21 protein-coding genes and 1 pseudogene are annotated in these 22846 nt (G+C 67.8%); 11 read left to right on the forward strand and 11 right to left on the reverse strand.

The window, feature by feature from the left end:
• Positions 1-54 precede the first annotated feature (54 nt).
• The 8 genes from AACL56_RS26280 to AACL56_RS26315 all read right to left on the reverse strand — a co-directional run bounded on the left by AACL56_RS26280 (position 55) and on the right by AACL56_RS26315 (position 5806).
• Positions 55-438 carry a hypothetical protein gene (locus AACL56_RS26280; protein ID WP_339092729.1) on the reverse strand — a complete coding sequence of 128 codons (384 nt, stop codon included), beginning with the start codon at positions 436-438 and terminating at the stop codon, positions 55-57.
• Positions 439-527: 89 nt separating this feature from the next.
• Entirely contained in the window at positions 528-1403 is an 876-nt protein-coding gene (atpG, locus tag AACL56_RS26285) for a F0F1 ATP synthase subunit gamma (protein WP_339092730.1), read from the reverse strand.
• Positions 1404-1436: 33 nt separating this feature from the next.
• Positions 1437-2990 (reverse strand): F0F1 ATP synthase subunit alpha, encoded by a 1554-nt coding sequence (atpA, locus tag AACL56_RS26290; protein WP_339092731.1) that lies wholly within the window; start codon positions 2988-2990, stop codon positions 1437-1439.
• A 38-nt stretch (positions 2991-3028) separates the two neighbouring features.
• A complete protein-coding gene (locus tag AACL56_RS26295; protein ID WP_339092732.1) occupies positions 3029-3559 on the reverse strand; it encodes a F0F1 ATP synthase subunit delta in 531 nt (176 codons plus the stop codon).
• A gap of 8 nt (positions 3560-3567) precedes the next feature.
• Positions 3568-4038, reverse strand: a complete 471-nt coding sequence (locus AACL56_RS26300) for a F0F1 ATP synthase subunit B (protein ID WP_339092733.1) — start codon at positions 4036-4038, stop codon at positions 3568-3570.
• An 84-nt stretch (positions 4039-4122) separates the two neighbouring features.
• Positions 4123-4386 carry a F0F1 ATP synthase subunit C gene (atpE, locus tag AACL56_RS26305; RefSeq protein WP_019657641.1) on the reverse strand — a complete coding sequence of 88 codons (264 nt, stop codon included), beginning with the start codon at positions 4384-4386 and terminating at the stop codon, positions 4123-4125.
• A gap of 60 nt (positions 4387-4446) precedes the next feature.
• Positions 4447-5316, reverse strand: a complete 870-nt coding sequence (gene atpB, locus AACL56_RS26310; protein ID WP_339092734.1) for a F0F1 ATP synthase subunit A — start codon at positions 5314-5316, stop codon at positions 4447-4449.
• A gap of 4 nt (positions 5317-5320) precedes the next feature.
• Positions 5321-5806, reverse strand: coding sequence for an ATP synthase subunit I (locus AACL56_RS26315; RefSeq protein WP_339092735.1), 486 nt, complete (start codon positions 5804-5806; stop codon positions 5321-5323).
• A 158-nt stretch (positions 5807-5964) separates the two neighbouring features.
• Between AACL56_RS26315 and AACL56_RS26320 the strand changes: the two genes are divergently transcribed.
• The 5 genes from AACL56_RS26320 to lipA are packed head-to-tail and all read left to right on the forward strand — an operon-like array spanning position 5965 to position 9520.
• The gene (locus AACL56_RS26320; protein WP_339092736.1) at positions 5965-6288 is read left to right on the forward strand and encodes a hypothetical protein; all 324 of its coding nucleotides are present in this window, start codon (positions 5965-5967) and stop codon (positions 6286-6288) included.
• Positions 6285-6593 carry a YbeD family protein gene (locus tag AACL56_RS26325; RefSeq protein ID WP_339092737.1) on the forward strand — a complete coding sequence of 103 codons (309 nt, stop codon included), beginning with the start codon at positions 6285-6287 and terminating at the stop codon, positions 6591-6593. Before AACL56_RS26320 ends, AACL56_RS26325 begins: the two co-directional genes overlap by 4 nt.
• The gene (locus tag AACL56_RS26330; RefSeq protein WP_339092738.1) at positions 6590-7816 is read left to right on the forward strand and encodes an MBL fold metallo-hydrolase; all 1227 of its coding nucleotides are present in this window, start codon (positions 6590-6592) and stop codon (positions 7814-7816) included. The genes AACL56_RS26325 and AACL56_RS26330 overlap by 4 nt, the downstream gene beginning before the upstream one ends.
• Entirely contained in the window at positions 7813-8511 is a 699-nt protein-coding gene (lipB, locus tag AACL56_RS26335; RefSeq protein ID WP_339092739.1) for a lipoyl(octanoyl) transferase LipB, read from the forward strand. Before AACL56_RS26330 ends, lipB begins: the two co-directional genes overlap by 4 nt.
• Before the next feature lie 7 nt (positions 8512-8518).
• A complete protein-coding gene (gene lipA, locus AACL56_RS26340; protein WP_339092740.1) occupies positions 8519-9520 on the forward strand; it encodes a lipoyl synthase in 1002 nt (333 codons plus the stop codon).
• 67 nt (positions 9521-9587) lie between these two features.
• Here lipA and AACL56_RS26345 read toward each other — a convergent pair whose 3' ends face one another.
• Complete coding sequence (locus tag AACL56_RS26345; RefSeq protein ID WP_339092741.1) at positions 9588-10295, reverse strand: response regulator; 708 nt, start codon at positions 10293-10295, stop codon at positions 9588-9590.
• 39 nt (positions 10296-10334) lie between these two features.
• On the reverse strand, positions 10335-11723 hold the full coding sequence (baeS, locus tag AACL56_RS26350; RefSeq protein ID WP_339092742.1) for a sensor histidine kinase efflux regulator BaeS: 1389 nt from the start codon (positions 11721-11723) through the stop codon (positions 10335-10337).
• Between the two features lie 136 nt (positions 11724-11859).
• On the opposite strand from baeS, the gene AACL56_RS26355 reads away from it, so the two are divergent.
• The 3 genes and pseudogenes from AACL56_RS26355 (at position 11860) to AACL56_RS26365 (ending at position 17636) form a co-directional block, all read left to right on the forward strand.
• On the forward strand, positions 11860-13044 hold the full coding sequence (locus AACL56_RS26355; protein ID WP_339092743.1) for an efflux RND transporter periplasmic adaptor subunit: 1185 nt from the start codon (positions 11860-11862) through the stop codon (positions 13042-13044).
• Between the two features lie 67 nt (positions 13045-13111).
• A pseudogene (locus AACL56_RS26360) lies at positions 13112-16197 on the forward strand (efflux RND transporter permease subunit).
• A complete protein-coding gene (locus tag AACL56_RS26365; protein WP_339092744.1) occupies positions 16194-17636 on the forward strand; it encodes an efflux transporter outer membrane subunit in 1443 nt (480 codons plus the stop codon). Before AACL56_RS26360 ends, AACL56_RS26365 begins: the two are co-directional and overlap by 4 nt.
• A gap of 22 nt (positions 17637-17658) precedes the next feature.
• On the opposite strand, the gene AACL56_RS26370 is transcribed toward AACL56_RS26365, so the two are convergent.
• Entirely contained in the window at positions 17659-18150 is a 492-nt protein-coding gene (locus tag AACL56_RS26370) for a hypothetical protein (protein ID WP_339092745.1), read from the reverse strand.
• A gap of 171 nt (positions 18151-18321) precedes the next feature.
• Between AACL56_RS26370 and AACL56_RS26375 the strand changes: the two genes are divergently transcribed.
• Genes AACL56_RS26375 through AACL56_RS26385 form a run of 3 tightly spaced genes read left to right on the forward strand, consistent with a single transcriptional unit; the run spans position 18322 to position 22725 of the window.
• Complete coding sequence (locus AACL56_RS26375) at positions 18322-19878, forward strand: class I adenylate-forming enzyme family protein (protein ID WP_339092746.1); 1557 nt, start codon at positions 18322-18324, stop codon at positions 19876-19878.
• Positions 19879-19915: 37 nt separating this feature from the next.
• Entirely contained in the window at positions 19916-21376 is a 1461-nt protein-coding gene (locus tag AACL56_RS26380; protein ID WP_339092747.1) for a sensor histidine kinase, read from the forward strand.
• Positions 21361-22725 (forward strand): sigma-54-dependent transcriptional regulator, encoded by a 1365-nt coding sequence (locus AACL56_RS26385; RefSeq protein WP_339092748.1) that lies wholly within the window; start codon positions 21361-21363, stop codon positions 22723-22725. Before AACL56_RS26380 ends, AACL56_RS26385 begins: the two co-directional genes overlap by 16 nt.
• Positions 22726-22846: the final 121 nt, after the last annotated feature.

Below are 22846 nucleotides of genomic sequence, written 5' to 3' on the forward strand. Positions count from 1 at the left end.
ACGGGCCGCTTTTGCAAGAATGCCGGACGGGCCGGCACCCTTGAATCGTTCAGATCAGCACTTCATGGCCGTGGCTTGCGCGGCGAAGGCGTCCGAGGCGGCCTTGCAGGCCTGACCCAGCGCAGCCTTGTCGGCACCCATCGAAGCCCAGGTGGCCTTCGTCTGGTCGAGGCTCGACTTCATCGCATCGGCTGCGGCACCGCTCTGTGCGGACACGCACGCCTGGACCTTGGCCAGGTAGTCGTTGCATTCCTGCGGCAGGTCGGCGGCCGAGGCCGTCGGGGCTGCGGCGGGTGCCGCCGGCGCTGCTGCGGGAGCAGGAGCGGGTGCCGGAGCCGGTGCAGCGGCGGGGGCCGGTGCGGGCGCAGGCGCCTCTTCCTTCTTGGAGCAGGCAGTCAGAGCAGCAGCAATCGCCACCAGAGCAAGAATCTTCTTCATTTTGCGCAGAGTCCCCTAAAAAAAGGCCTTGGGTTACCGGGCGCGCATCGCGCACCCGGTCAGCAATGCGGCCTGTTGCACTGCCTCGATCAAACGCCTGCGGCAGCGGCCGCGCCGGACACGATTTCCGACAGTTCCTTGGTGATGCCGGCCTGGCGGGTCTTGTTGTAGACCAGCTTCAATTCGCTGATCACATTACCCGCGTTGTCGGTCGCAGCCTTCATCGCCACCATGCGCGCCGAATGCTCGGACGCCATGTTTTCGGCCACGGCCTGGTACACCAGCGATTCCACGTAGCGCACCAGCAGTTCGTCGATCACGCTCTGAGCATCGGGTTCGTAGATGTAGTCCCACGAATGATGTCCCGACTCGGTCTGCAGCGTCTCGGCCTTCAGCGGCAGCAGCTGCTCGACCATCGGCTCTTGCTTGATGGTGTTGATGAACTTCGTGTAGCACAGGTACACCGCCGACAGCTTGCCTTCGGCATAGGCGTCCAGCAGCGTCTTGACGGGCCCGATGAGCTTGTCGAGATGCGGCGTGTCGCCCAGCTGCGTCACATGGGCCACCACGCGGGCGCCGATGCGATTCAGGAAACCCAGACCCTTGCTGCCGATGGCGACGGACTCGATCGCGTTGCCCGCTGCCTGCGCTTCGCGCAGCTTGGCCGTCACGGCACGCAGCAGGTTCGTGTTCAAGCCGCCGCACAGGCCCTTGTCGCTGGTCACGATGATGAAACCGACGCCCTTGGCTTCGGTCGTCTTCATGAATGCGTGGGTGTACTCCGGGTTCGCCTTGCCAAGGTTGGCAGCGATGTTGCGGATTTTTTCGCTGTAGGGGCGAGCGGCGCGCATGCGTTCCTGCGCCTTGCGCATCTTGGAAACCGAGACCATTTCCATGGCCTTGGTGATCTTCTTGGTGTTTTCCACCGATTTGATCTTGCCGCGGATTTCCTTACCAGCTGCCATGAGAGCTCCTTCTTGCGTCGGTCAAGGCGTCGATCAGGCGAACGACTTCTTGAACGCGGTGACGGCGGCCAGCAATTCGGCTTCCGATTCCTTGTCGAGCGCCTTCGCCTTCTCGATCTTGTCGAGCAGGGCAGCGTGGCTGGACTTCAGGAACTGATGCAGGCCATGTTCGAACGGCAGCACCTTCTTGATCTCGAGGTCGTCCATGAAGCCCTTGTTCACAGCGAACAGCGAGGCGCCCATCAGCGAGATCGGCAGCGGGCTGTACTGGGGCTGCTTCAGCAGTTCGGTCACGCGTGCACCGCGGTCGAGCTGCTTGCGGGTGGCTTCGTCGAGGTCGGAAGCGAACTGCGCGAACGCAGCCAGTTCACGGTACTGCGCCAGGTCGGTACGGATACCGCCGGACAGGCCCTTGATGATCTTCGTCTGAGCCGACGAACCCACGCGCGACACCGAGATACCGGCGTTGATGGCGGGGCGGATACCGGCGTTGAACAGGTTGGTTTCCAGGAAGATCTGGCCGTCGGTGATCGAGATCACGTTGGTCGGGACGAAGGCGGAAACGTCACCGGCTTGCGTTTCGATGATCGGCAGTGCGGTCAGCGAACCGGTCTTGCCCTTGACTTCACCCTTGGTGAAGGCTTCGACGTAGTCGGCGTTCACGCGGGCTGCGCGTTCGAGCAGGCGGCTGTGAAGATAGAACACGTCGCCGGGATAGGCTTCGCGGCCCGGCGGGCGGCGCAGCAGCAGCGAGACCTGGCGGTAGGCCACGGCTTGCTTGGACAGGTCGTCATAGACGATCAGCGCGTCTTCGCCGCGGTCGCGGAAGTACTCGCCCATCGTGCAGCCCGAGTAGGCCGACACGTACTGCATGGCGGCCGATTCCGAAGCGGAGGCTGCCACCACGATCGTGTAGTCCATGGCACCGGCTTGTTCCAGCGCGCGCACCACGTTCTTGATCGACGAAGCCTTCTGGCCAATGGCGACGTAGATACACGTCACGCCTTGGCCCTTCTGGTTGATGATCGCGTCGATCGCCACGGCGGTCTTGCCGGTCTGGCGGTCACCGATGATCAGCTCGCGCTGGCCACGGCCGATCGGCACCATCGAGTCGATGGACTTCAGGCCGGTCTGCATCGGCTGGTCGACGGACTTCCGTGCGATCACGCCGGGTGCAACCTTCTCGATCACGTCGGTCAGCTTGGCATTGATCGGACCCTTGCCGTCGATCGGCTGGCCCAGGGCGTTCACCACGCGGCCCACGAGTTCGGGGCCGACCGGCACTTCCAGGATGCGGCCCGTGCACTTGACGGTGTCGCCTTCGGAGATGTGTTCGTATTCGCCCAGAATCACGGCGCCGACCGAATCGCGCTCGAGGTTCAGGGCGAGGCCGAACGACGGCGTGCCGTCGGCGCTCGGCGGGAACTCGAGCATTTCGCCCTGCATCGCGTCCGACAGGCCGTGCACGCGCACGATGCCGTCGGTCACCGACACCACGGTGCCTTCGTTGCGGATGTTGGCGCTGACCCCGAGGCCCTCGATGCGGCTCTTGATCAGTTCGGAAATTTCTGCGGGATTGAGTTGCATGACTCTTTCCTTCTTTCTTTGTAAGGGGCTGGGAACCGTCAGGCCGCCAGCGCAACTTTCATTTGTTCAAGGCGCGCTTTGACGGAGGTGTCGAGCACCTCGTCGCCGACCACCACACGAATGCCGCCGATCAGTTCGGGTTCTTGCTGAACCGTGACCTGGAGCTTGCGACCGAAACGCTTTTCGAGCGCAGCCGACACACCGGCCAGGGCCGCGGCGTCGATCGGGAAGGCGCTGTAGACAACGGCGTCGGACGAGCCGCTCTTCGCGTTGGCCAGTGTCCGGAACTGCTTCGCAATTTCCGGCAGCACCGAAAAACGCCCGTTCTCGATGAGCGCAGCCAGGAAGTTCTGGGCAGGAGCGGCCAGCGGTGCACCGAATGCACCAGCAACCACGCCGATCACCTGCTCGGCCGTGGCCTTGGGGTTGTCGGCGAATTGCTGGAGTTCCGGATTGGCCGCGATGACGGCCATCTTTTCGAGCCATGCGCTGGTGCCGGCGACGTCGGACGACGAAGCCTTGAAGAGCGCCTCGGCGTAGGGGCGTGCAATGGTGGCGAGTTCTGCCATGGCTTCTATCAGAGTTCGGTCTGCAGACGGGCGAGCAAATCGGCGTGAACGCCCGCATTCACTTCCTTGCGCAGAATCTGCTCTGCGCCCTTGACGGCCAGCGCGGCAACCTGCTCGCGCAGGGCTTCGCGGGCCTTCAGTGCCTGCTGCTCGGCTTCGGCGCGTGCGGCTGCAACGATCTTGTTGCCTTCCTCGGTCGCGCGGGCCTTGGCCTCTTCAACGATGGCCTGGGCGCGACGTTCGGCGTCAGCAAGACGTTGTGCGGACTCGTTGCGCGCCTGGCCCAGCTCAGCTTCCACGCGCTTGTTGGCGGCGGTCAGCTCGGACTTGGCCTTGTCGGCGGCAGCGAGGCCTTCGGCGATCTTCGCAGCGCGGTCATCCAGCGCTTTCGCGATCGGCGGCCACACGTACTTCATCGTGAACCCGACCAGGATCAGGAACACGATCATCTGAACGATCAGGGTACCGGTAATGCTCACTTTTCACCCTCTCTATGGGATTGAATCGAAGCCATTCGCTAGCAAAGGACTAGAGAACGACGACGCAGGTCCGACGAGAAAGACTTACTTCGGCAGGTTGGCGATTTGCGACAGGAACGGGTTGGCCGTTGCGAACCACAGGGCGATACCGGTACCGATAATGAAAGCAGCGTCGATCAGACCGGCCAGCAGGAACATCTTGGTTTGAAGTTCGCCCATGAGTTCAGGCTGACGTGCGGCCGACTCGAGGTACTTGCTGCCCATGATGCCGATGCCGATACATGCGCCCACAGCGCCCAGACCGATGATCAGGCCGGCGGCCAGTGCAACAAAGCTAATAACTTCCATGATGACTCCTAGAGGACTTTGGTTGAAGAGAAAACAAAAAACAGAAACGAAAACTGATGATCAGTGGTGATCGTGGGCCTGACCGATGTAGACCAGCGTCAGCATCATGAACACGAAGGCTTGCAACGTGATGATCAGGATGTGGAAGATGGCCCAGGCCGTGCCCGCGATGATGTGGCCGATGGCCAGGCCGATGCCGGTGGCCGACACGGACCAGGCACCGCCCATCAAGGCGATCAGCAGGAAGATCAGCTCACCGGCGTACATGTTGCCGAACAACCGCATGCCGTGGGAGACCGTCTTGGCGACGAACTCGATCATCTGCATGGCGAAGTTGAAGGGGTACAGCGCCCAGTGGTTGCCGAAGGGTGCGGTGAACAGCTCGTGAACCCAGCCGCCGGCACCCTTGATCTTGATGTTGTAGTAAATGCAGATCAGCAGCACGGCCACCGACATGCCCATGGTCACCGACAGGTCGGCGGTCGGCACGACGCGCAGGTAGGCGTGATGCGGGTCTTCGCCGGCGATGCCGAAGATCTTGGCCCAGATCGCCGGGAACAAATCGACCGGGAACAAGTCCATTGCGTTGAGCAGGAAGATCCACACGAAGATCGTCAGTGCCAGCGGCGCAACGAACTTGCGGCTCGTGGCGTTGTGGACGATGCCCTTGGCTTGCTGGTCGACCATTTCGACGAGCAGCTCGACAGCCGCTTGAAAACGACCAGGAACGCCCGAAGTAGCCTTGCGGGCAGCAAGCCACAACAGCCAGCACCCCAGGATGCCGAGCAGAATCGAGAAGAACAGCGAGTCGAAATTGAAAACCGTCAGGTCCGCAACACCCCCAGGCTTGGAGCTTTGCAGGTGCGTCAAGTGGTGAACGATGTATTCACCCGCGGTCTGACCATGTTCCGCAGCGTTTTCAGCAGCCATTCCGTTACTCGTCTCTCTGTTTCCGGCGCCGGGGCGAGAACATCACCGCCAACCACGCCGCCTTCATTGTCACCACCAGGCCGATCAGCATTGCTGGCCAGCTCAGCGCCGTAATCAACCTTGGCGCAGCGATCAGCATCGCCATCGACAAGGCCATCTTGACCATTTCCCACAGGAAGAATCCGAACACCGCAGTACCCGGATTCAAGGAAGAAAACCGGCCGGTCAACCCGCGTGCAAAGACCGCCGATGGAACAACCACCGCGATCGCACCGTAAGCGGCGGACCAACCCAGATTTTGCCTCCCAGTCAGCCCCCAGGCGGCCAAAGCCACCACCAGACCGACAACCAACTGACACGCGATCACCCGCCACGGGGAGATCGAAGGGTTCTTTGCTCGCAGTTCACGCGCCTCTTCGGCGGTCAACGGCTTGAATTCTGCGTCGAGGTCTTCAGCGACCTCCGAGTCCTGGCGGGCGATTGTTTTCATTTTGAATGAAGCCCGGATGACGACCCAGAATTTCTACAAAGCCATTGATTATAAGTAAAAACCCAACCCGTCCCGCCAGTTGCGCTGTCGCACATGCAAATCGGCACCGCATTCCCTGACGCGAACCCGACGTGGCGGCCGGAACCATAATTCCCGGGATGCACCCTATCACCGGCGCCCCGCCCGCCACGCTTTGTTACCTCGGTGGCGAACACTCGGCGATTCGCGATGCCGGGACCGACGCGTCGGGTCGCGGCCTCATTCTCGGCGACGGCATCCGGGAGTATGTCCCCTCCTTCCACCTAAGACAGCCGTTCCGCTCCGAGGAGCACATGGCGCGCCTCGAGGAACTGGCGTCCATCGTCGCACCCGGCGTCCAGGCTATTGGCAATGGCCGTCCCAACCCCATCTACGACAGCTTGTACGAGGCCTGCAAGCAGGCCAAGGTACGCAACGCACAGAAACACGGAGCCCCGGCATGACCGACGACACGACCACCACCGAGACCACCTCGATTCCCGATCCGCGCAAGGAATCGCTGATCGAATACCCCTCGCAGTTCCCCATCAAGGTGATGGGCGCGAAGGTCGACGGCTTCGTGCATGCGGTCACGCAGATCGCCGAGCGGTTCGACCCGACCTTCGACGCCACCACCGTCGAGCTGCGCGACAGCAAGGCCGGCAACTACCTCGGCGTGACGATCACCGTCACCGCCACCAGCCGCGAGCAGCTCGACGACATCTATCGCGCGCTGTCCTCGCACCCGATGGTCAAGGTCGTGCTTTGACCTTGCGCTGGCGGCTCGTCGCGGCGGCGCTGTGCGCCGGCAGCGTCGCGGCCGCCTGCACGACGGCGCCCAACCCTTACTACGACGCCAGCCGCAGGCACCACCGGCCCGACGGCTTCCAGGACAACTACATCGCGTTCAAGCCGAAGAACTTCTTCACCGACGTGCTGCTGGGCTGGCAACTGCCGTCGTGGTTCAAGGGGCTGCCGCCGCCTCCGAGCGCGCCGCCTCCGGTGGTGCCGCCCGACATGGCCTTCATCAACGCCAATGCCGGCCCCGCCACGCAGCCCGCCGCTACCTTCATCGGCCACGCCACCGTGCTCGTGCAGGTGCCCACCGCGAACGGCGGCCTCAACGTGCTGACCGATCCGATGTTCGGTGAACGCGCCTCGCCCTTCTCGTTCGCGGGTCCGAAGCGCTTCCAGCCTCCGGGCATTGCGCTGAAGGACCTGCCGCACATCGACCTGGTGCTCATCAGCCACAACCATTACGACCACCTCGACGAAGGCAGCGTGAAAGCGCTGAACGCCCAGGCCGGCGGCCCGCCGCTGTTCGTGGTGCCGCTGGGCATCGCGCCATGGCTCGCCGAGCGCGGCATTGCCAACGCGGTCGAACTCGACTGGTGGGACAGCATCACGCTGCCTTCCTCGACCGGCACCACCGGCACCGCAGGCGCGCTGCAGGCCTCGCAGGTCCGCATCCAGCGCAACGGCGCGGGCATCGCCACCGATGCGACCGACGCGCCACAGGTGTTCCTCGTGCCCGCCCAGCATTGGAGCGCGCGCGGCCTCGGCGACAGGATGCAGACGCTCTGGGGCGGCTTCGCGCTGCTCGCGCCGAAGATGCACCTCTTCTATGCGGGCGACACCGGCTATTCGAAGGACTTCGCCGACATCCAGGCCCGCCTCGCGCCGCGCCAGGGCAGCGCCCAGGGCGGCGGCTTCGACCTCGCCCTGCTGCCGGTTGGCGCCTACGAGCCGCGCTGGTTCATGACGGACCAGCACGCCAATCCCGACGAGAGCGTGCGCATCCACCGCGACCTGCACGCCAAGCGCAGCCTGGGCGTGCACTGGGCGACCTTCTCGCTCACCGACGAGGCGCTCGACCAGCCGCCGAAAGACCTGGCCGCTGCGCGCCAGGCCCAGGGCGTGGCCGACGACGCCTTCTTCACGCTCGCCATCGGCGAGACCCGGAAGTTGCCCGCGCGGCAGGCCATGCCATGACCGACACCCTCGCGAACGTCCCCGCCATCGAGCTGCACCCGCTGGGCCGCGCCGACTACGCCGCCACCTTCGCGGCCATGAAGCAGTTCACCCTCGAACGCACCCCGGACACACCCGATGCGCTATGGATTTGCGAGCACGCGCCGGTCTTCACCCAAGGCATCGCAGGCCAGCAGGACCACATCCTGAACCCTGGCGACATCCCCGTCGTGCAGACCGACCGCGGCGGCCAGGTTACCTTCCACGGCCCAGGCCAGGTGGTGGCCTATCCGCTGATCGACCTGCGCCGCGCGGGCTATTTCGTCAAGGAATACGTCTACCGCATCGAGGAATCCGTGCTGCGCACGCTGGCCCATTTCGGCGTCACGGGCCACCGCGTGGCGGGCGCGCCGGGCATCTACGTGCGGCTCGACGACCCGTTCTCGCACGCTACCCTTACCGGCCCGCGGCCCGCCCACGATCCGTTCCGCGGCCTCGGCAAGATCGCCGCGCTGGGCATCAAGGTGAGCCGCCATGCCACCTACCACGGCGTGGCGCTCAACGTCGGGATGGACCTCGAACCCTTCTCGCGGATCAACCCTTGCGGCTACGCGGGGCTGCAAACGGTCGACCTTTCTACAATCGGCATCCAAACCACATGGGAAGAAGCCGCCACGGTACTGAGCCAGAAACTCACTGCCTTCCTGGCGCCTTGAACTACCAATGAGCACCACAGAAGTCGTCCGCGACGCACAGAGCGCCGAAACCTACAACCCCCTGGCCAAGCAGAAAGCGGCCGCCAAGCTCTCGCGCATCCCCGTCAAGGTGGTCCAGAGCGGCGAAGTTCTCAAGAAGCCGGAATGGATCCGCGTGAAGGCCGGCAGCCCGACCACGCGCTTCTACGAGATCAAGCAGATCCTGCGCGAAAGCAACCTGCACACCGTGTGCGAAGAGGCTTCGTGCCCGAACATCGGCGAATGCTTCGGCAACGGCACCGCCACATTCATGATCATGGGCGACAAGTGCACGCGCCGCTGCCCGTTCTGCGACGTGGGCCACGGCCGCCCCGATCCGCTCGACAAGGACGAGCCGCTCAACCTCGCCAAGACCATCGCCAAGCTGCGCCTGAAGTACGTGGTGATCACCAGCGTCGACCGCGACGACCTGCGCGACGGCGGCAGCCAGCATTTCGTCGACTGCATCCGCAACATCCGCGAGCTCTCGCCGATGACGCAGATCGAGATCCTGGTGCCCGACTTCCGCGGCCGCGACGACCGCGCCCTCGAGATCCTCAAGGCCGCGCCGCCCGACGTGATGAACCACAACCTCGAGACCGCGCCGCGCCTCTACAAGGAAGCGCGCCCCGGCAGCGACTACCAGTTCAGCCTGAACCTGCTGAAGAAGTTCAAGGCGCTGCACCCCGGCGTGCCCACCAAGAGCGGCATCATGGTCGGCCTGGGCGAGACGGACGAGGAGATCCTGCAGGTCATGCGCGACATGCGCGCCCACGACATCGACATGCTGACCATCGGCCAGTACCTTTCGCCGTCGGGCTCGCACCTGCCGGTACGCCGCTACGTGCACCCCGACACCTTCAAGATGTTCGAGGAAGAGGCCTACAAGATGGGCTTCAGCCATGCGGCCGTCGGCGCGATGGTGCGTTCGAGCTATCACGCCGATCAGCAGGCCCACGCCGCCCAGCAGGCGCAGGTCGCCGGCGCCTGACCGCACGCGAAACCCACGCACAAGAAAAGGCCCTCCCGAGGGCCTTTTTCAATGGGCGCTCAGGGCGTCACGGCAGGTCCAGCCGATAGCCCACGCCGTAGATCGACCGGATCAGCTCCTGGCCGCCGCTGGCGGCATCGAGCTTGCGGCGCAGGTTCTTCACGTGGCTGTCGACCGCACGATCGGTCACTGCGCGCTGGTCGGCGTGCACGTGGTCCAGCAGCTTGTCGCGCGAGAGCACGCGCCCGCGCGCGTCGGCCAGCGCCTTCAGCAGGCGGAACTCGATGGGCGTGAGGTCCAGCGGCGCGCCCTGCCATGCGGCCTTGTAGGCCTGCGCATCGATCTGCAGCGGCGACACCTCGCGCGCCGACTGCCCGGCGAGGCCGCTGCGCCGCAACAGCGCCTTCACGCGCGCTACCACCTCGCGCGGGCTGAAGGGGGTCTTGCAGACGTAGTCGTCGGCACCGATCTCCAGGCCCATCAGGCGGTCGGCCTCTTCCACGCGGGCGGTGAGCATGATGACGGGCACGTCGCTGAAGTGCCTCAGCTCGCGGCACACGCTCATGCCGTCTTGGCCGGGCAGCATGAGGTCGAGCAGCACCAGGTCGGGCCGGCACGCCTTCACCGCTGGCACCACATCCCGCCCGTCGGCGAGCCATTGCGAGGTGTAGCCCGAGGCCTTCAGGTAGTCGGCGAGCAGCGCGGCCATGCGCGGCTCGTCCTCGACGATCAGGATGTGGGCGGAAGCGGGAGTGGTCAGGGGTGCGTCGCTCATCGTCGTTCTTCGTGCATTTCGTTCTTCCGGCTCCGCGCTTCAGGCGCGCGGCAGCCGCACGGCGACCCACACGCCGCCCAGCGGCGAAGCCTTGGCCTCGATGGTGCCGCCATGCGCCTCGACGATGCTGCGGCAGATCGACAGCCCGAGCCCCGCGCCGCCGCTCGCGCGGTTGCGCGAGCCTTCGCCGCGGAAAAAGCGCTCGAACAGCCGCGGCAGCAAGGCGGCATCGACGCCGGGGGCGGAGTCCATCAGGTCGATGGCGATCACGCCGCCCTCCTCGCGCGCCGCGATGCGCAGCACGCCGCCCGCATCGGTGTAGCGGCAGCTGTTGAGCACCAGGTTGCTGAAGAGCTGCTGCAGGCGCCGCTCGTCGGCGAACACCATCAGCGGCTGCGCCGGCAGCGCCAGTTCCAGCCGCAGGCCCGCGGCGGCCAGCCGTTCGCGGAACGCGTCGATGCCCGGCCCGAGCAGCTCGCGCAGGTCGGCGTCTGTCTTGCGGTAGGTGAGCGCGCCCACGTCGGCGAGCGAGAGGTCGTACAGGTCGGTCACCAGCTGGTTGAGCATGCCGACCTCGTGCTGCAGCGAGCGCACGGCCTGCGCATCGAGGCGGCGCACGCCGTCTTCCATGGCCTCCAGTTCGCCGTGCAGCACGCCGAGCGGCGTGCGCAGTTCATGCGACACGTCGGCCATGAACTCGCGGCGCATCTGCTCGTTGCGCTGCAGCGTGTGGGCGAGCGAATTGAAGTCGCGCGCCAGTTGCCCGACTTCGTCGTTCGACGACACGGCCACGCGGCTCTCGTAGTCGCCGGCCGCCAGCCGGTGGGTGGCGCCGGCCACGCGCTTCACGGGCGCCAGCAGCACGCGAGCGATCCACCATGCGATGCCCGCCGCCAGCAGCACGCAGAGCCCGCCGATCACCCAGCTCGCGCGCGCCTGGTTCTGCTGGAAGCGCTGGTCGCCGGCCTCGCTCACGTTCTGGAACGGCGCCATCACGACCCAGCCCACGGTCTTGCCGTCGACCACCACGGCACGCTCGGCCGAGCCCCTGCGCACTTCCCTGAAGCCGGCGATCACCCGCCGGTCGGTGTCGAGCAATCCGATGCGCAGCATGGCGCCCGTCAGGTCGGACACGGGCGGCGGCGTGCGCCCCGGCTCGAAGCGCTCGCCGCTCGCCGAAGGCGCGGGCCGCATGATCTCGAACCACGGCCCCGGTCCTTCGCGCAGGAAGTCCCAGCTGCCGTGCTGGCGGTACGCGGCAATGGCATTGGGCAGCACCGCATCCAGCCGCTCCACGCCCTGCTCGTTGAGGTAGCCGACGAAGCCGCGCTCGAAGTTCCAGCGCGAGGCGGCGCCCATCGCGACGACCGCGAGCACGGCGGTGGCCAGCACGGCGAGAAAGAGCTTGGTGGTGATGCTGATCTTCATGAAGGCCCACAAGATAAGCCAGATGCGCCCCGTGCGGTGCGGTGCCGCGCCAAGGCCGCGCGGGTCGGCGGACCTTCATATTCACTCCACATTCTCTGAAGACCATGGGTTCCAACCTGATTGGAATGCCACACACATGTCTTCACGCTTCACCCGCACCGGCCTCGCGTGCGCCCTGGCCCTCGGCCTGTTCGGCGCGATCGCGGGGTGCTCCGGCTCCTCCGCATCCACGCCGCCGCAGGCGCCCGTCGCCGCGCAAGTGAGCGTGGTCACGCTGCAGGCCGAGAACCAGCCCATCACCACCGAACTCTCGGGACGCACCCGCGCCCGCATGAGCGCCGAGATCCGTCCGCAGGTCGGCGGCATCGTGCAGCAGCGCCTCTTCGAGGAGGGCGCGCTGGTGAAGGCCGGACAGGCGCTCTACCAGCTCGATCCGGCCACCTTCAAGGCCGCGCTGGCCAGCGCGCAGGCCAGCGTCGCGAAGGCGGAGTCGACGGTCAACGCCGCGAAGGTCACGGCGCGCCGCAATGCGGAGCTCGCGAAGATCGAGGCCGTCAGCCAGCAGGCCAGCGACGACAGCCAGGCCACGCTGCAGCAGGCCGAGGCCGACCTCGGCGTGGCGCGCGCCGCGCTCGACACGGCACGCATCAACCTCGGCTTCACGCGCATCACCGCGCCGATCGCCGGGCGCATCGAGGCCTCCACCGTCACGCCGGGCGCACTGGTCACGGCCAGCCAGACCACCGCGCTCACCACGGTGCAGCAGCTCGACCCGATCCACGTCGACGTGACGCAGTCGACCACCGAGCTGCTGCGGCTGCAGCGCGAACTCGCGGCAGGCACCCTCAGGACCAGCGGCGAGAAAGGCGAAGATTCGGTGAAGCTGCTGCTGGAAGACGGCAGCACCTACGCCCACGCCGGACGGCTGCAATTCTCCAGCGTCACGGTGAGCGAAAGCACCGGCGCGGTCACGCTGCGCATCCTGGTGCCGAACCCCGAGCGCACGCTGCTGCCCGGCATGTACGTGCGCGCGGTGCTCGAGGAAGGCGTGGCGGAGCAGGCGCTGCTGGTGCCGCAGCAGGGCGTGACGCGCACCGCGAGCGGCGATGCGTCCGCGCTGGTGGTCACCGCTGGCAACAAGGTCGAGAAGCGCGCGCTGAAGGTGTCGCGCGCCGTCGGCAGCCGCTGGCAGGTGACCGAAGGACTGAAGGCCGGCGACCGCGTGATCGTCGAGGGCTCGCTCAAGGTGAAGGTGGGCGACACGGTGAGGCCCGTGGCGGCCGGCGACGCCACCGGCGTGGCCGCGGTGGCCACGCGCTGAGGCGACGCACATGGCACGCTTCTTCATCGACCGGCCCATCTTCGCGTGGGTCATCGCCATCGTCATCATGCTGGCGGGTGCGATGTCCATCGGCACGCTGCCGTTGGAGCAGTACCCCGACATCGCACCCACCAAGGTCTCGGTCAACGCGACCTACCCCGGCGCCTCGGCCAAGACCATCGAGGACTCGGTCACGCAGGTGATCGAGCAGAAGATGAAAGGGCTCGACCGGCTGACCTCGATGTCGTCGAGCAGCACCTCGTCGGGCACCGCGCGCATCGAGCTCACCTTCGAGGCCGGCACCAACGCCGACGTGGCGCAGATGCAGGTGCAGAACAAGCTGCAGCAGGCCATGTCGCAGCTGCCGCAGTCGGTGCAGAGCCAGGGCGTGACCGTCACCAAGTCGGGCACCGACTTCCTGATGATCGTCTCGCTCACCTCGCAGGACGGCAGCGCCTCGGCCACCGACATCGGCGACTACATCTCCAGCAGCCTGCTGGACGTGGTCAGCCGCATCGACGGCGTAGGCGACGTGCAGGCCCTGGGCTCGGGCTACGCCATGCGCATCTGGCTCGACCCGGCGAAGCTGCAGAAGTATTCGCTGATGCCCTCGGACGTGACCAGCGCGCTCACCAGCCAGAACACCGAGGTGTCCGCCGGCCAGCTGGGCGCCCTGCCCGCCACCGCGGGCCAGCGGCTCACGGCCACCATCACCGCGCGCAGCAAGCTGCGCACCGCCGACCAGTTCCGCGAGGTGATCGTGAAGTCCGACAGCGCCGGCTCGGTGGTGCGCCTGGGCGACGTGGCGCGCGTCGAACTGGGCAGCGAGAGCTACACCATCAACACCCGCTTCGACGGCAAGCCCTCGGCCGCCATGGGCGTGAAGCTGGCCACCGGCGCCAACGCGCTCACGGTGTCGAACGCGGTGAAGGCCAAGATCGCCGAGCTGGAGCCCTTCTTCCCGAACCGGATGAAGGCCGTGGTCGGCTACGACACCACGCCCTTCGTGCGCGTTTCCATCGAGGAAGTGGCCAAGACGCTGGTCGAGGCGATGGTGCTGGTGGTGCTCATCATGTACCTCTTCCTGCAGAACCTGCGCGCGACGCTGGTGCCGGCCATTGCGGTGCCGGTGGTGCTGCTGGGCACCTTCGGCGTGCTGGCGGCGCTGGGCTACTCGATCAACACGCTCACCATGTTCGGCATGGTGCTGGCCATCGGGTTGCTGGTGGACGACGCCATCGTGGTGGTGGAGAACGTCGAGCGGCTCATGAGCGAGGAAGGGCTCTCGCCCAGGGAAGCCACGCGCAAGTCGATGCGCGAGATCACCGGCGCGCTGGTGGGCATCGCGCTGGTGCTGTCGGCGGTGTTCATTCCGATGGCTTTCTTCGGCGGCTCCACGGGCGTGATCTACCGGCAGTTCTCGGTGACCATCGTGGCAGCGATGCTGCTGTCGGTGCTGGTGGCGCTCACGCTGTCGCCCGCGCTGTGCGCCACGCTGCTCAAGCCGGCGCAGGCCGGCCATCACGACGGAAGGCGCGGCTTCTTCGGCTGGTTCAACCGCAGCTTCGAGCGCAATGCCGAGCGCTACCGCTCGGGCGTGGGCGGCCTGCTGCACCGGGGCAAGCGCAGCATGCTGGTCTACGTGCTGCTGCTGGGCGTGCTGGGCGTGACCTTCATGCGCCTGCCCACCTCGTTCCTGCCCGACGAGGACCAGGGCACGCTGATGACGCAGGTGAAGCTGCCCTCCAGCGCCACCGACGAACAGCTGCAGCAGACCCTGAAGGACTTCGAGGCCTACCTGGGCGCGCAGAAGGAAGTGGCGCACTTCATCGTGCTCAGCGGCCTGAGCGGCGACCAGGCCACGGGCAACGCCTTCATCACGCTGAAGGACTGGAGCGAGCGCGGCGGCAAGGGGCAGGACGCCGCCTCGCTGGCGCGCCGCTTCACGCAGGAGATGTCGGCGCGCGCCAGCAACGCCAGCGTGTTCGTGATGCTGCCGCCGGCGGTGCGCGGCCTGGGCTCCAACGCGGGCTTCGACGTGCAGCTGCAGGACCTCGGCGGCATCGGCCACGAGGCGCTGGTGGAAGCGCGCGAGCAGTTCCTGGCCCTCGCGCGCAAGGACCCGGCGCTGAGCCAGGTGCGCAGCAACAACCTGGACGACACGCCGCAGTTCGCGATCGACATCGACGACCGCAAGGCCGCGGCGCTGAGCCTCTCGACCGCGGACATCAACGACACGCTCTCCAGCGCGATGGGCGGCAGCTACGTGAACGACTTCGTCAACAACGGCCGCGTGAAGAAGTCTACGTGCAGGCCGATGCGCCATTCCGCATGCAGCCGGACAGCGTCGACCGCTGGCATGTGCGCAACGGCAACAGCGAGATGGTGCCGTTCTCCGCCTTCGCGAGCAGCCGCTGGACCTACGGCTCGCCGCAGCTTTCGCGCTACAACGGCATGTCGTCGTTCGAGCTCATCGGCGATCCGGCGGCCGGCGTGAGCTCGGGCGCAGCCATGGATGCGGTAGAGCGCATCATGAAGCAGCTGCCGCAGGGCATCGGCTACGAATGGGCGGGCAGCTCCTACCAGGAGCGGCTGTCGGGCTCGCAGGCGCCGCTGCTGTATGCGGTGTCGATCCTGTTCGTGTTCCTGTGCCTGGCCGCGCTGTATGAAAGCTGGTCGGTGCCGTTCTCGGTGATCCTGGTGGTGCCGCTGGGCGTGCTGGGCGCGGTGCTCGCCACCCGGTTCGCGGGGCTGTCGAACGACGTGTACTTCCAGGTCGGGCTGCTGGCCACGGTCGGGCTGTCGGCGAAGAACGCGATCCTGATCGTGGAGTTCGCGAAGCAGCTGCAGGACGAAGGCATGGCGTTGGTCGAGGCCACGCTGCAGGCGGTGCGCCTGCGGCTGCGGCCCATTCTCATGACCTCGCTGGCCTTCATGTTCGGCGTGCTGCCGCTGGCGCTGAGCACCGGCGCGGGGTCGGGCAGCCGCCGCGCCATCGGCGTGGGCGTGCTCGGCGGCGTGGCGAGCGCCACGGCGCTGGGCATCTTCTTCGTGCCGCTGTTCTTCGTCGTGATCCGGCGCTTTTTCGCGCCGAAGACAGGAGCCGGGGCAGCGCCCGCGCTGCCCATGCTTGCCCCGGAAGGAACCCCATGAACGCACATGCTTTCAGACTCTCCACGTGGGTCGCGGCCGCGCTGCTCGCCGGCTGCGTCAACCTCGCTCCCGTGTATTCGCGCCCCGACGCGCCGGTGGCGCCGGCCTGGCCCGCGTCGGCCGGCGCCAACGAAGCCAAAGACGGCGCCACAGCCGCAACCGCCGCCGCACCAGCCGCCACCGGCTGGGAAAGCTTCATCAGCGACGATCGCCTGCGCCGGACCATCGCGCTGGCGATCGCCAACAACCGCGACCTGCGCGTGGCGCTGCAGAACATCGAGAAGGCGCGCGCGCAGTACGGCGTGCAGCGCGCCGAGCTGTTCCCCAGCATCGCAGCCACCGCGGGCGGCACGCGCCAGCGCAACGCGGCGGCCACGAGCAGCAGCGGCGAGTCGTCCATCGGCAGCACCTACACCGTCGCGCTGGGCTTCAGCAGCTACGAGCTCGACCTGTTCGGCCGCTTGCGCAACCTCAACGAAGCCGCGCTGCAGAGCTACTTGTCGACCGAGGCCACGACCCGCAGCACGCGCATCAGCCTGGTGGCCGAGGTCGCCTCGGCCTGGCTCACGCTCGCCGCCGACAACGAGCGGTTGAAGCTCGCGCAGAGCACGCTCGCGAGCCAGCAGCGCTCCTACGCGCTGACCAGCCGCATGAAGGCGCTGGGCGCCGGCACCGCGCTGGCGCTGGCCCAGTCACAGACCACGGTGGACTCGGCGCGCGTCGACGTGGCCAGCTACACAGCGCAGGTTGCGCAGGACCGCAACGCGCTCGACCTGCTGGCCGGCGCCACGGTGCCCGACGAACTGCTGCCGCCCGCCGGCATGGCCGCGGCCAGCGCCCTGCTCGACGTGCCCGCCGGCCTGCCCTCCACGTTGCTGCAGCAGCGCCCCGACGTGCTGTCCGCCGAGCACACGCTGCAGGCCTCGAATGCCGACATCGGCGCGGCGCGCGCGGCGTTCTTTCCGACGATTTCGCTCACGGCAAGCGCAGGCTCGTCGAGCACGGCGCTGTCGGGTCTCTTCAAGGGCGGCAACAGCGCATGGAGCTTCGCGCCGTCGATCAGCCTGCCGATCTTCAACGCCGGCAGCAACCGCGCCAGCCTCGACGCGGCGAAGGCGCAGCGCGAGATCGACCTCGCGACCTACGAGAAGACAGTGCAGACCGCCTTCCGCGAAGTGGCCGACGCGCTGGCCGTGCGCGCCTCGCTGGGCGAACAGCTCGCGGCGCAGCAGTCGCTGGTGGACGCCACGCAGAAGAGCTACACGCTGTCGGACGCGCTGTACCGCAACGGCAGCTACAGCTTCCTCGAGGTGCTCGATGCGCAGCGCTCGCTCTACACCGCGCAGCAGACGCTGATCGGCTTGCGCCTGTCGGAGCAGAGCAACCGCATCACGCTCTTCAAAGTGATGGGCGGAGGCGACACGGCTTCGTCGAGTTGAGCGCAGTCGCGGCCGCTCGACCTCAGCCGCGTGTCGCGTTCTCCTTCATCTTCGCCAGCGCGATGGCGATGGCCGCGCCGCCCAGCGTCTTGATGAGGCCGGAGTGCTGCGCATAGAACCGGCTCACCTCGTCGATCACGCCCGCGTGCTGCTGCTCGGCATGCGTGGCTATTTCGGTCACCTGCGCGGGCGAAAGCTGCGAGGCCTGGTCGGGCGTGACCTGCGTCTGGCCCGGCTGCAGCATGCGGCCGAGCACGCCGCCGGCCAGCGCCGACGCGGCGGCGGGCCCCAGCGTGGCCAGGATCTGGTTGAGCACGCCGGCCTGCTGCGCGGACGACGAACGGCCGAACAGCTGGCCGACCGTGTCGCCGAAGGGCGGCGTTCCGTCGGAGCGCATGGCCGCGGCCAGCCCCGCGCCGAGTTCGCCGGCGGAGGCATGCTGCGCGACCTGGTCGAGATGGGCCGTGGCGTCGTCGTGGCCGATGGCTTGCTGGAGGATGTCGAGTAGACCCATGGGAGGCTCCTTGCGAGGATCGAGGTACGGTCGTCCAGGCATCGTGGCGCCGCCATCCTGAGCGGCAACTGACGGGCGTCGGCGAGGCGGCCCGCGTCGCCAAGGCGCTCGTCCGGCGACAGGGGGCTCCGCTATCCTGCCGGCTGGCCAAGACGAAGGACAGACTCTCCCATGCACTCCGATTTTCAAGCCGCGATCGACAGCGAATTCGGCGCCATCGCCGACCTGGTTCGCCTGCACGCGCGGCACACGCCAGGCCATGCCGCGCTGGCCGACGCGCAGCACACGCTCGACTACCGCGCACTCGACGCGCTGATGGACCGCATCGCCGCCAGCCTGCAGCGCGACGGCCTGCAGCCCGGCGACGCCATCGCGGTGTGTGCGACCTCGTCGGTCAATTACGCGGCCGTGTTCCTGGGCGCGTTGCGCGCGGGCGTGGCCGTGGCCCCGCTGGCGCCCGGCTCCACGCCCGCCAGCCTGGCGCGCATGATCTCGGACGCCGATGCGCGCATCCTGTTCAGCGACGCGTCGGCCGCCGAAGTGATCGGGCCGGCCCAGCCGGGGGGCATCGCCCGCGTCGCGCTCGACGGCTCGCAGGTCGGCGGCGCATTCGACGCGTGGCTGGCGCCCGCCGGCGCCCAGCCCCGGCCGGTGGCGGCGCAGCCCTCGTGGCCGTTCAACATCATCTATTCGTCGGGCACCACGGGCGAACCCAAGGGCATCGTGCAGGGCCACGGCATGCGCTGGGCCCATGTGCAGCGCGGTGCCAGGTACGAGTACGACAGCCGCACCGTCACGCTGCTGTCGACCCCGCTGTACTCCAACACCACGCTGGTGGTGTTCTTTCCCACCATCGCCTTCGGCGGCTGCGTGGTGCTGATGCCCAAGTTCGACGCGCTCGGCTACCTGCAGCTGGCCGAGAAGCACCGCGTGACGCACACCATGCTCGTGCCGGTGCAATACCAGCGGCTGATGGCGCACCCGCGCTTCGACGCGCACGACCTGTCCTCGTACAAGTTCAAGTTCAGCACCAGCGCGCCGTTCAATGCCGCGCTGAAGGCCGACGTGCTCAAGCGCTGGCCCGGCGGGCTGATCGAGTTCTACGGCATGACCGAAGGCGGCGGCACCTGCATCCTGGAGGCGCACCTGAACCCCACCAAGCTGCACACCGTGGGCCAGCCCGCGCAGGGCAGCGACATCCGCCTGATCGACGAGGAAGGCAACGAGCTCTCGCGCGACGACCCCGACGCCGCCGGCGAGGTGGTGGGCCACTCGGCCGGCATGATGACCGGCTACCACCGCCAGCCCGAGAAGACGCGCGAGGCCGAGTGGTTCGACGCGGCGGGCAAGCGCTTCATCCGCACCGGCGACGTGGGCCGCTTCGACGCCGACGGCTTCCTGACGCTGTTCGACCGCAAGAAGGACATGATCATCAGCGGCGGCTTCAACATCTACCCGAGCGACCTCGAAGGCGTGGTGCGCGGCCATGCGGCGGTGGCCGACGTGGCGGTGGTGGGCGTGCCGTCCGAGCAGTGGGGCGAGACGCCGGTGGCCTTCGTGGTCCGCCGGGAAGGCGATACCACCACCGAGGCCGCGCTGCTTCAGTGGACCAACGACCAGCTCGGCAAGACCCAGCGCCTGGCGCGGCTGAGCTTCATCGACGAACTGCCGCGCAGCGCGATCGGCAAGGTGCTCAAGCGCGAACTGCGCGAACGCGACGCCGGCTGACGCGCAGCGGCCCGAAGAGCGGGCACGATCGCGGCAGATGAAATCCCTGCGCGGTCAGTTGCTGTTCTTCTGGGTGCTGCTGTTCGGCATGTGCGCCGCGCTGGCGGTGGTGATGCTCACGCTGTACCGCAGCAGCGCGGGCGCCCAGGTGGCGGCCGGGCGCAGTGCCACCGAGCAGTCGTGCCGGGCCATCGCGGCACGGTATGCCAGGTCGGCGACCTCGCCCGCGCCCGCGACGCCGCAGATCGACCTGTTGCAGGTGTTGCTGCAGCTGGTGCTGGTCGAGGCGCCGCACGTGGAAGGCGGCGTGTGGCAGGCCGCGGGCGGGCAGCTGGCCTACGCCTACCCCACCTACGAGGGCAGCGGCGTCAAGCGCGACGTGCCGGCGGCCGAGCAGCCGCTCATCGCGGAGATGGCGCAGCTCGCGGCCCGCACGCGGCAGCCGCAGACCGACGTGGTGCGCGGCAGCCGCGAGGCGCTGATCGTCTCCGCCTGCCCTCTGGCCGCGCCGGCCAACGACCTTGCCGCCTGGACCATGACGCGCACCAACGGCGGCGCGCTGGCCGCGCAGGGCAGCCTGCGCGCCGGGCTTGGCGTGCTGCTGGTGCTGGTGCTGGCGTCGGGCCTGTGGCTAGGGTCCATCCTGCTGCGCGGTCTGCGCCATGTGCAGCGCCTGGAAAACCGGCTGATGCAGGCCGGTGCCGACGGCGGCGCCATGCCCGAGCTGCCGCTCACCGGCGTGCGCGAGCTCGACCGCATCGTCGATGGCTTCAACCACTATCGCCTGCGCTTCGAGGAAGCCCGCGCCCACCTGCGCGATGCCGCGCAGCAGCGCAGCCGCGACCAGCGGCTGGCCGCGCTGGGCCGCATGACCGGCGGCATCGCGCATGAAATCCGCAACCCCATCGCCACGATGCGGCTGAAGGCCGAGAACGCACTGGCCGCCGCGCCCGAGCGGCAGGGCCAGGCGCTGCAGGCCATCGTCGGGCAGATCGACCGGCTCGACGGGCTGGTGCAGAGCCTGCTGGCGCTGGTGCAGCCGGTGACGCTGGCGCCGAAGGAGGTGGTGCTGCACCGCTGGCTCGACGAGCGCGTGGCCACCGTGGCGCCGAAGGCCGATGCCGCCGGCGTGCAGGTCAGCCTGCACCACGACACGCCCGCCAGCGCCATGTTCGACCCGGTGCACCTGGCGCGCGCGGTCGACAACCTGCTGGACAACGCGGTGCGCCATGCGCCGCGCGGCGGCCACGTCGTTCTCTCGGCATCGCAGCCCGAGGTGCACTCGCTGGCGATCCGCGTGGACGACAACGGCCCGGGCGTGCCCGAGCCGCTGCGGGCCAGCCTCTTCGAGCCCTTCGCCACCGGCCGGGCCGACGGCACCGGGCTGGGCCTGGCGCTGGCGCGCGAGGTGGCGCTGGCGCACGGCGGCGAGCTTCATCACCGGCCGCTGTCGCCGGGCACCCGCTTCGAACTGGAGCTTCCATGGCGCATCTCCTGATCGTCGACGACGACGACGCCTTTCGCGACACGCTGGCCGAGACGCTGCAGGGCCTGGGCCACGAGACGGTGGCGGTCGCACGCGGCGCGCAGGCGCTGGAGGCCGCGTCGCATGCGCGCTTCGACGCCGTGTTCCTCGACCACCGCATGCCCGGCATGGACGGCCTGCAGACGCTGGAAGCCATGCAGGCGCGCCTGGCGCGCTTGCCGCCAGTGATCGTGCTGACCGCGTTCTCGAGCGCGGGCAACACCATCGACGCGATGCGCCTGGGCGCCTTCGACCACCTGGCCAAGCCCGTCAGCCGAGAGGCAGTGCGCGAGGTGCTGGCCCGGGCGTTGCAGCAGCATGCGGCAGTTGCCTCCGGCGAGGCTCCGGTTGCCCCGGAAGACGACGGCAGCGACCTCATCGGCCCGAGCCATGCGATGCGCGAAGTGCACAAGCGCATCGGCCTGGCCGCCGCCCACACGATGCCGGTGCTGGTGCTCGGTGAAACGGGCACCGGCAAGGAGATGGTGGCGCGCGCACTGCACCGTCATTCGGCGCGCGCCGGGCAGCCCTTCGTGGCTGTGAACTGCTCGGCCATTCCGAAAGAGTTGCTCGAGAGCGAGCTCTTCGGCCATGTGCGCGGCGCCTTCACCGGCGCCACCGGCGAGCGGCCCGGCTGTTTTCGCGCGGCCGATGGCGGCGTGCTGCTGCTCGACGAGATCGGCGACATGGCACTCGACGTGCAGGCCAAGATACTTCGCACGCTGCAGGAGGGCGAAGTCACGCCGCTGGGCAGCCACCGGACGGTGAAGGTCGACGTGCGCGTCATCGCCGCCACGCACCGCGACCTCGCGGGCGCAGTGCGCGAGGGGCGCTTTCGCGAGGACCTGCTGTACCGGCTCGACGTGCTGTCGATCCGCCTGCCGCCGCTGCGCGAGCGGCTGGCCGACATCATTCCGCTGGCCGAGCACTTCCTTCGGCGGGCGGCCGGTTCGGGCGGCCCCAGGGCGTTGTCGGCCGACGCCGCGCAGCGCCTGCTGAGCCACCCCTGGCCCGGCAACGTGCGCGAGTTGCGCAACGTGATGGAACGCTGCCATGCGCTGGTGCGCCACCGGGTGATCGGCGGGGCGGACCTGGCCGAGCTGGCCATCGGGGTCGGCGCCGTGCCGCGCCGCAAGGCCACCGACGCGCTGCCGGCCGACTGGCTCGAAGGCGACCTGCCTGCCGCGGTGGAAAAGCTCGAGCGCCTGCTGATTGCCCAGGCGCTCGCGCAGACGCACGGCAACCGTGCCGAGGCCGCACGGCGGCTGGGCATCCATCGCCAGCTGCTCTATCGCAAGCTGGCGCAGTACGGCCTCGATTGAACCAGGGTGTCCGAAAAACGGACACACGTGTCCCCGGATCATCCGGTCGCGGCAGGCGCGATGCGCGCAAGTGGTTGATTTCAAAGGATTCGGGCGCTGGCACGTTGTGTGAGATGTCCAT

The sequence above is a fragment of the Variovorax paradoxus genome (assembly GCF_902712855.1).
In the GTDB taxonomy this organism is placed as follows: Bacteria; Pseudomonadota; Gammaproteobacteria; order Burkholderiales; family Burkholderiaceae_C; genus Variovorax; species Variovorax paradoxus_Q.

Bases quoted from the DNA above. Each gene is read 5' to 3' on its own strand.
- AACL56_RS26280 (WP_339092729.1), bottom strand. From the start codon at position 438: ATGAAGAAGATTCTTGCTCTGGTGGCGATTGCTGCTGCTCTGACTGCC.
- atpG (WP_339092730.1), bottom strand. From the start codon at position 1,403: ATGGCAGCTGGTAAGGAAATCCGCGGCAAGATCAAATCGGTGGAAAAC.
- atpA (WP_339092731.1), bottom strand. From the start codon at position 2,990: ATGCAACTCAATCCCGCAGAAATTTCCGAACTGATCAAGAGCCGCATC.
- AACL56_RS26295 (WP_339092732.1), bottom strand. From the start codon at position 3,559: ATGGCAGAACTCGCCACCATTGCACGCCCCTACGCCGAGGCGCTCTTC.
- atpE (WP_019657641.1), bottom strand. From the start codon at position 4,386: ATGGAAGTTATTAGCTTTGTTGCACTGGCCGCCGGCCTGATCATCGGT.
- atpB (WP_339092734.1), bottom strand. From the start codon at position 5,316: ATGGCTGCTGAAAACGCTGCGGAACATGGTCAGACCGCGGGTGAATAC.
- AACL56_RS26315 (WP_339092735.1), bottom strand. From the start codon at position 5,806: ATGAAAACAATCGCCCGCCAGGACTCGGAGGTCGCTGAAGACCTCGAC.
- AACL56_RS26320 (WP_339092736.1), top strand. From the start codon at position 5,965: ATGCACCCTATCACCGGCGCCCCGCCCGCCACGCTTTGTTACCTCGGT.
- AACL56_RS26325 (WP_339092737.1), top strand. From the start codon at position 6,285: ATGACCGACGACACGACCACCACCGAGACCACCTCGATTCCCGATCCG.
- lipB (WP_339092739.1), top strand. From the start codon at position 7,813: ATGACCGACACCCTCGCGAACGTCCCCGCCATCGAGCTGCACCCGCTG.
- lipA (WP_339092740.1), top strand. From the start codon at position 8,519: ATGAGCACCACAGAAGTCGTCCGCGACGCACAGAGCGCCGAAACCTAC.
- AACL56_RS26345 (WP_339092741.1), bottom strand. From the start codon at position 10,295: ATGAGCGACGCACCCCTGACCACTCCCGCTTCCGCCCACATCCTGATC.
- baeS (WP_339092742.1), bottom strand. From the start codon at position 11,723: ATGAAGATCAGCATCACCACCAAGCTCTTTCTCGCCGTGCTGGCCACC.
- AACL56_RS26355 (WP_339092743.1), top strand. From the start codon at position 11,860: ATGTCTTCACGCTTCACCCGCACCGGCCTCGCGTGCGCCCTGGCCCTC.
- AACL56_RS26365 (WP_339092744.1), top strand. From the start codon at position 16,194: ATGAACGCACATGCTTTCAGACTCTCCACGTGGGTCGCGGCCGCGCTG.
- AACL56_RS26370 (WP_339092745.1), bottom strand. From the start codon at position 18,150: ATGGGTCTACTCGACATCCTCCAGCAAGCCATCGGCCACGACGACGCC.
- AACL56_RS26375 (WP_339092746.1), top strand. From the start codon at position 18,322: ATGCACTCCGATTTTCAAGCCGCGATCGACAGCGAATTCGGCGCCATC.
- AACL56_RS26380 (WP_339092747.1), top strand. From the start codon at position 19,916: ATGAAATCCCTGCGCGGTCAGTTGCTGTTCTTCTGGGTGCTGCTGTTC.
- AACL56_RS26385 (WP_339092748.1), top strand. From the start codon at position 21,361: ATGGCGCATCTCCTGATCGTCGACGACGACGACGCCTTTCGCGACACG.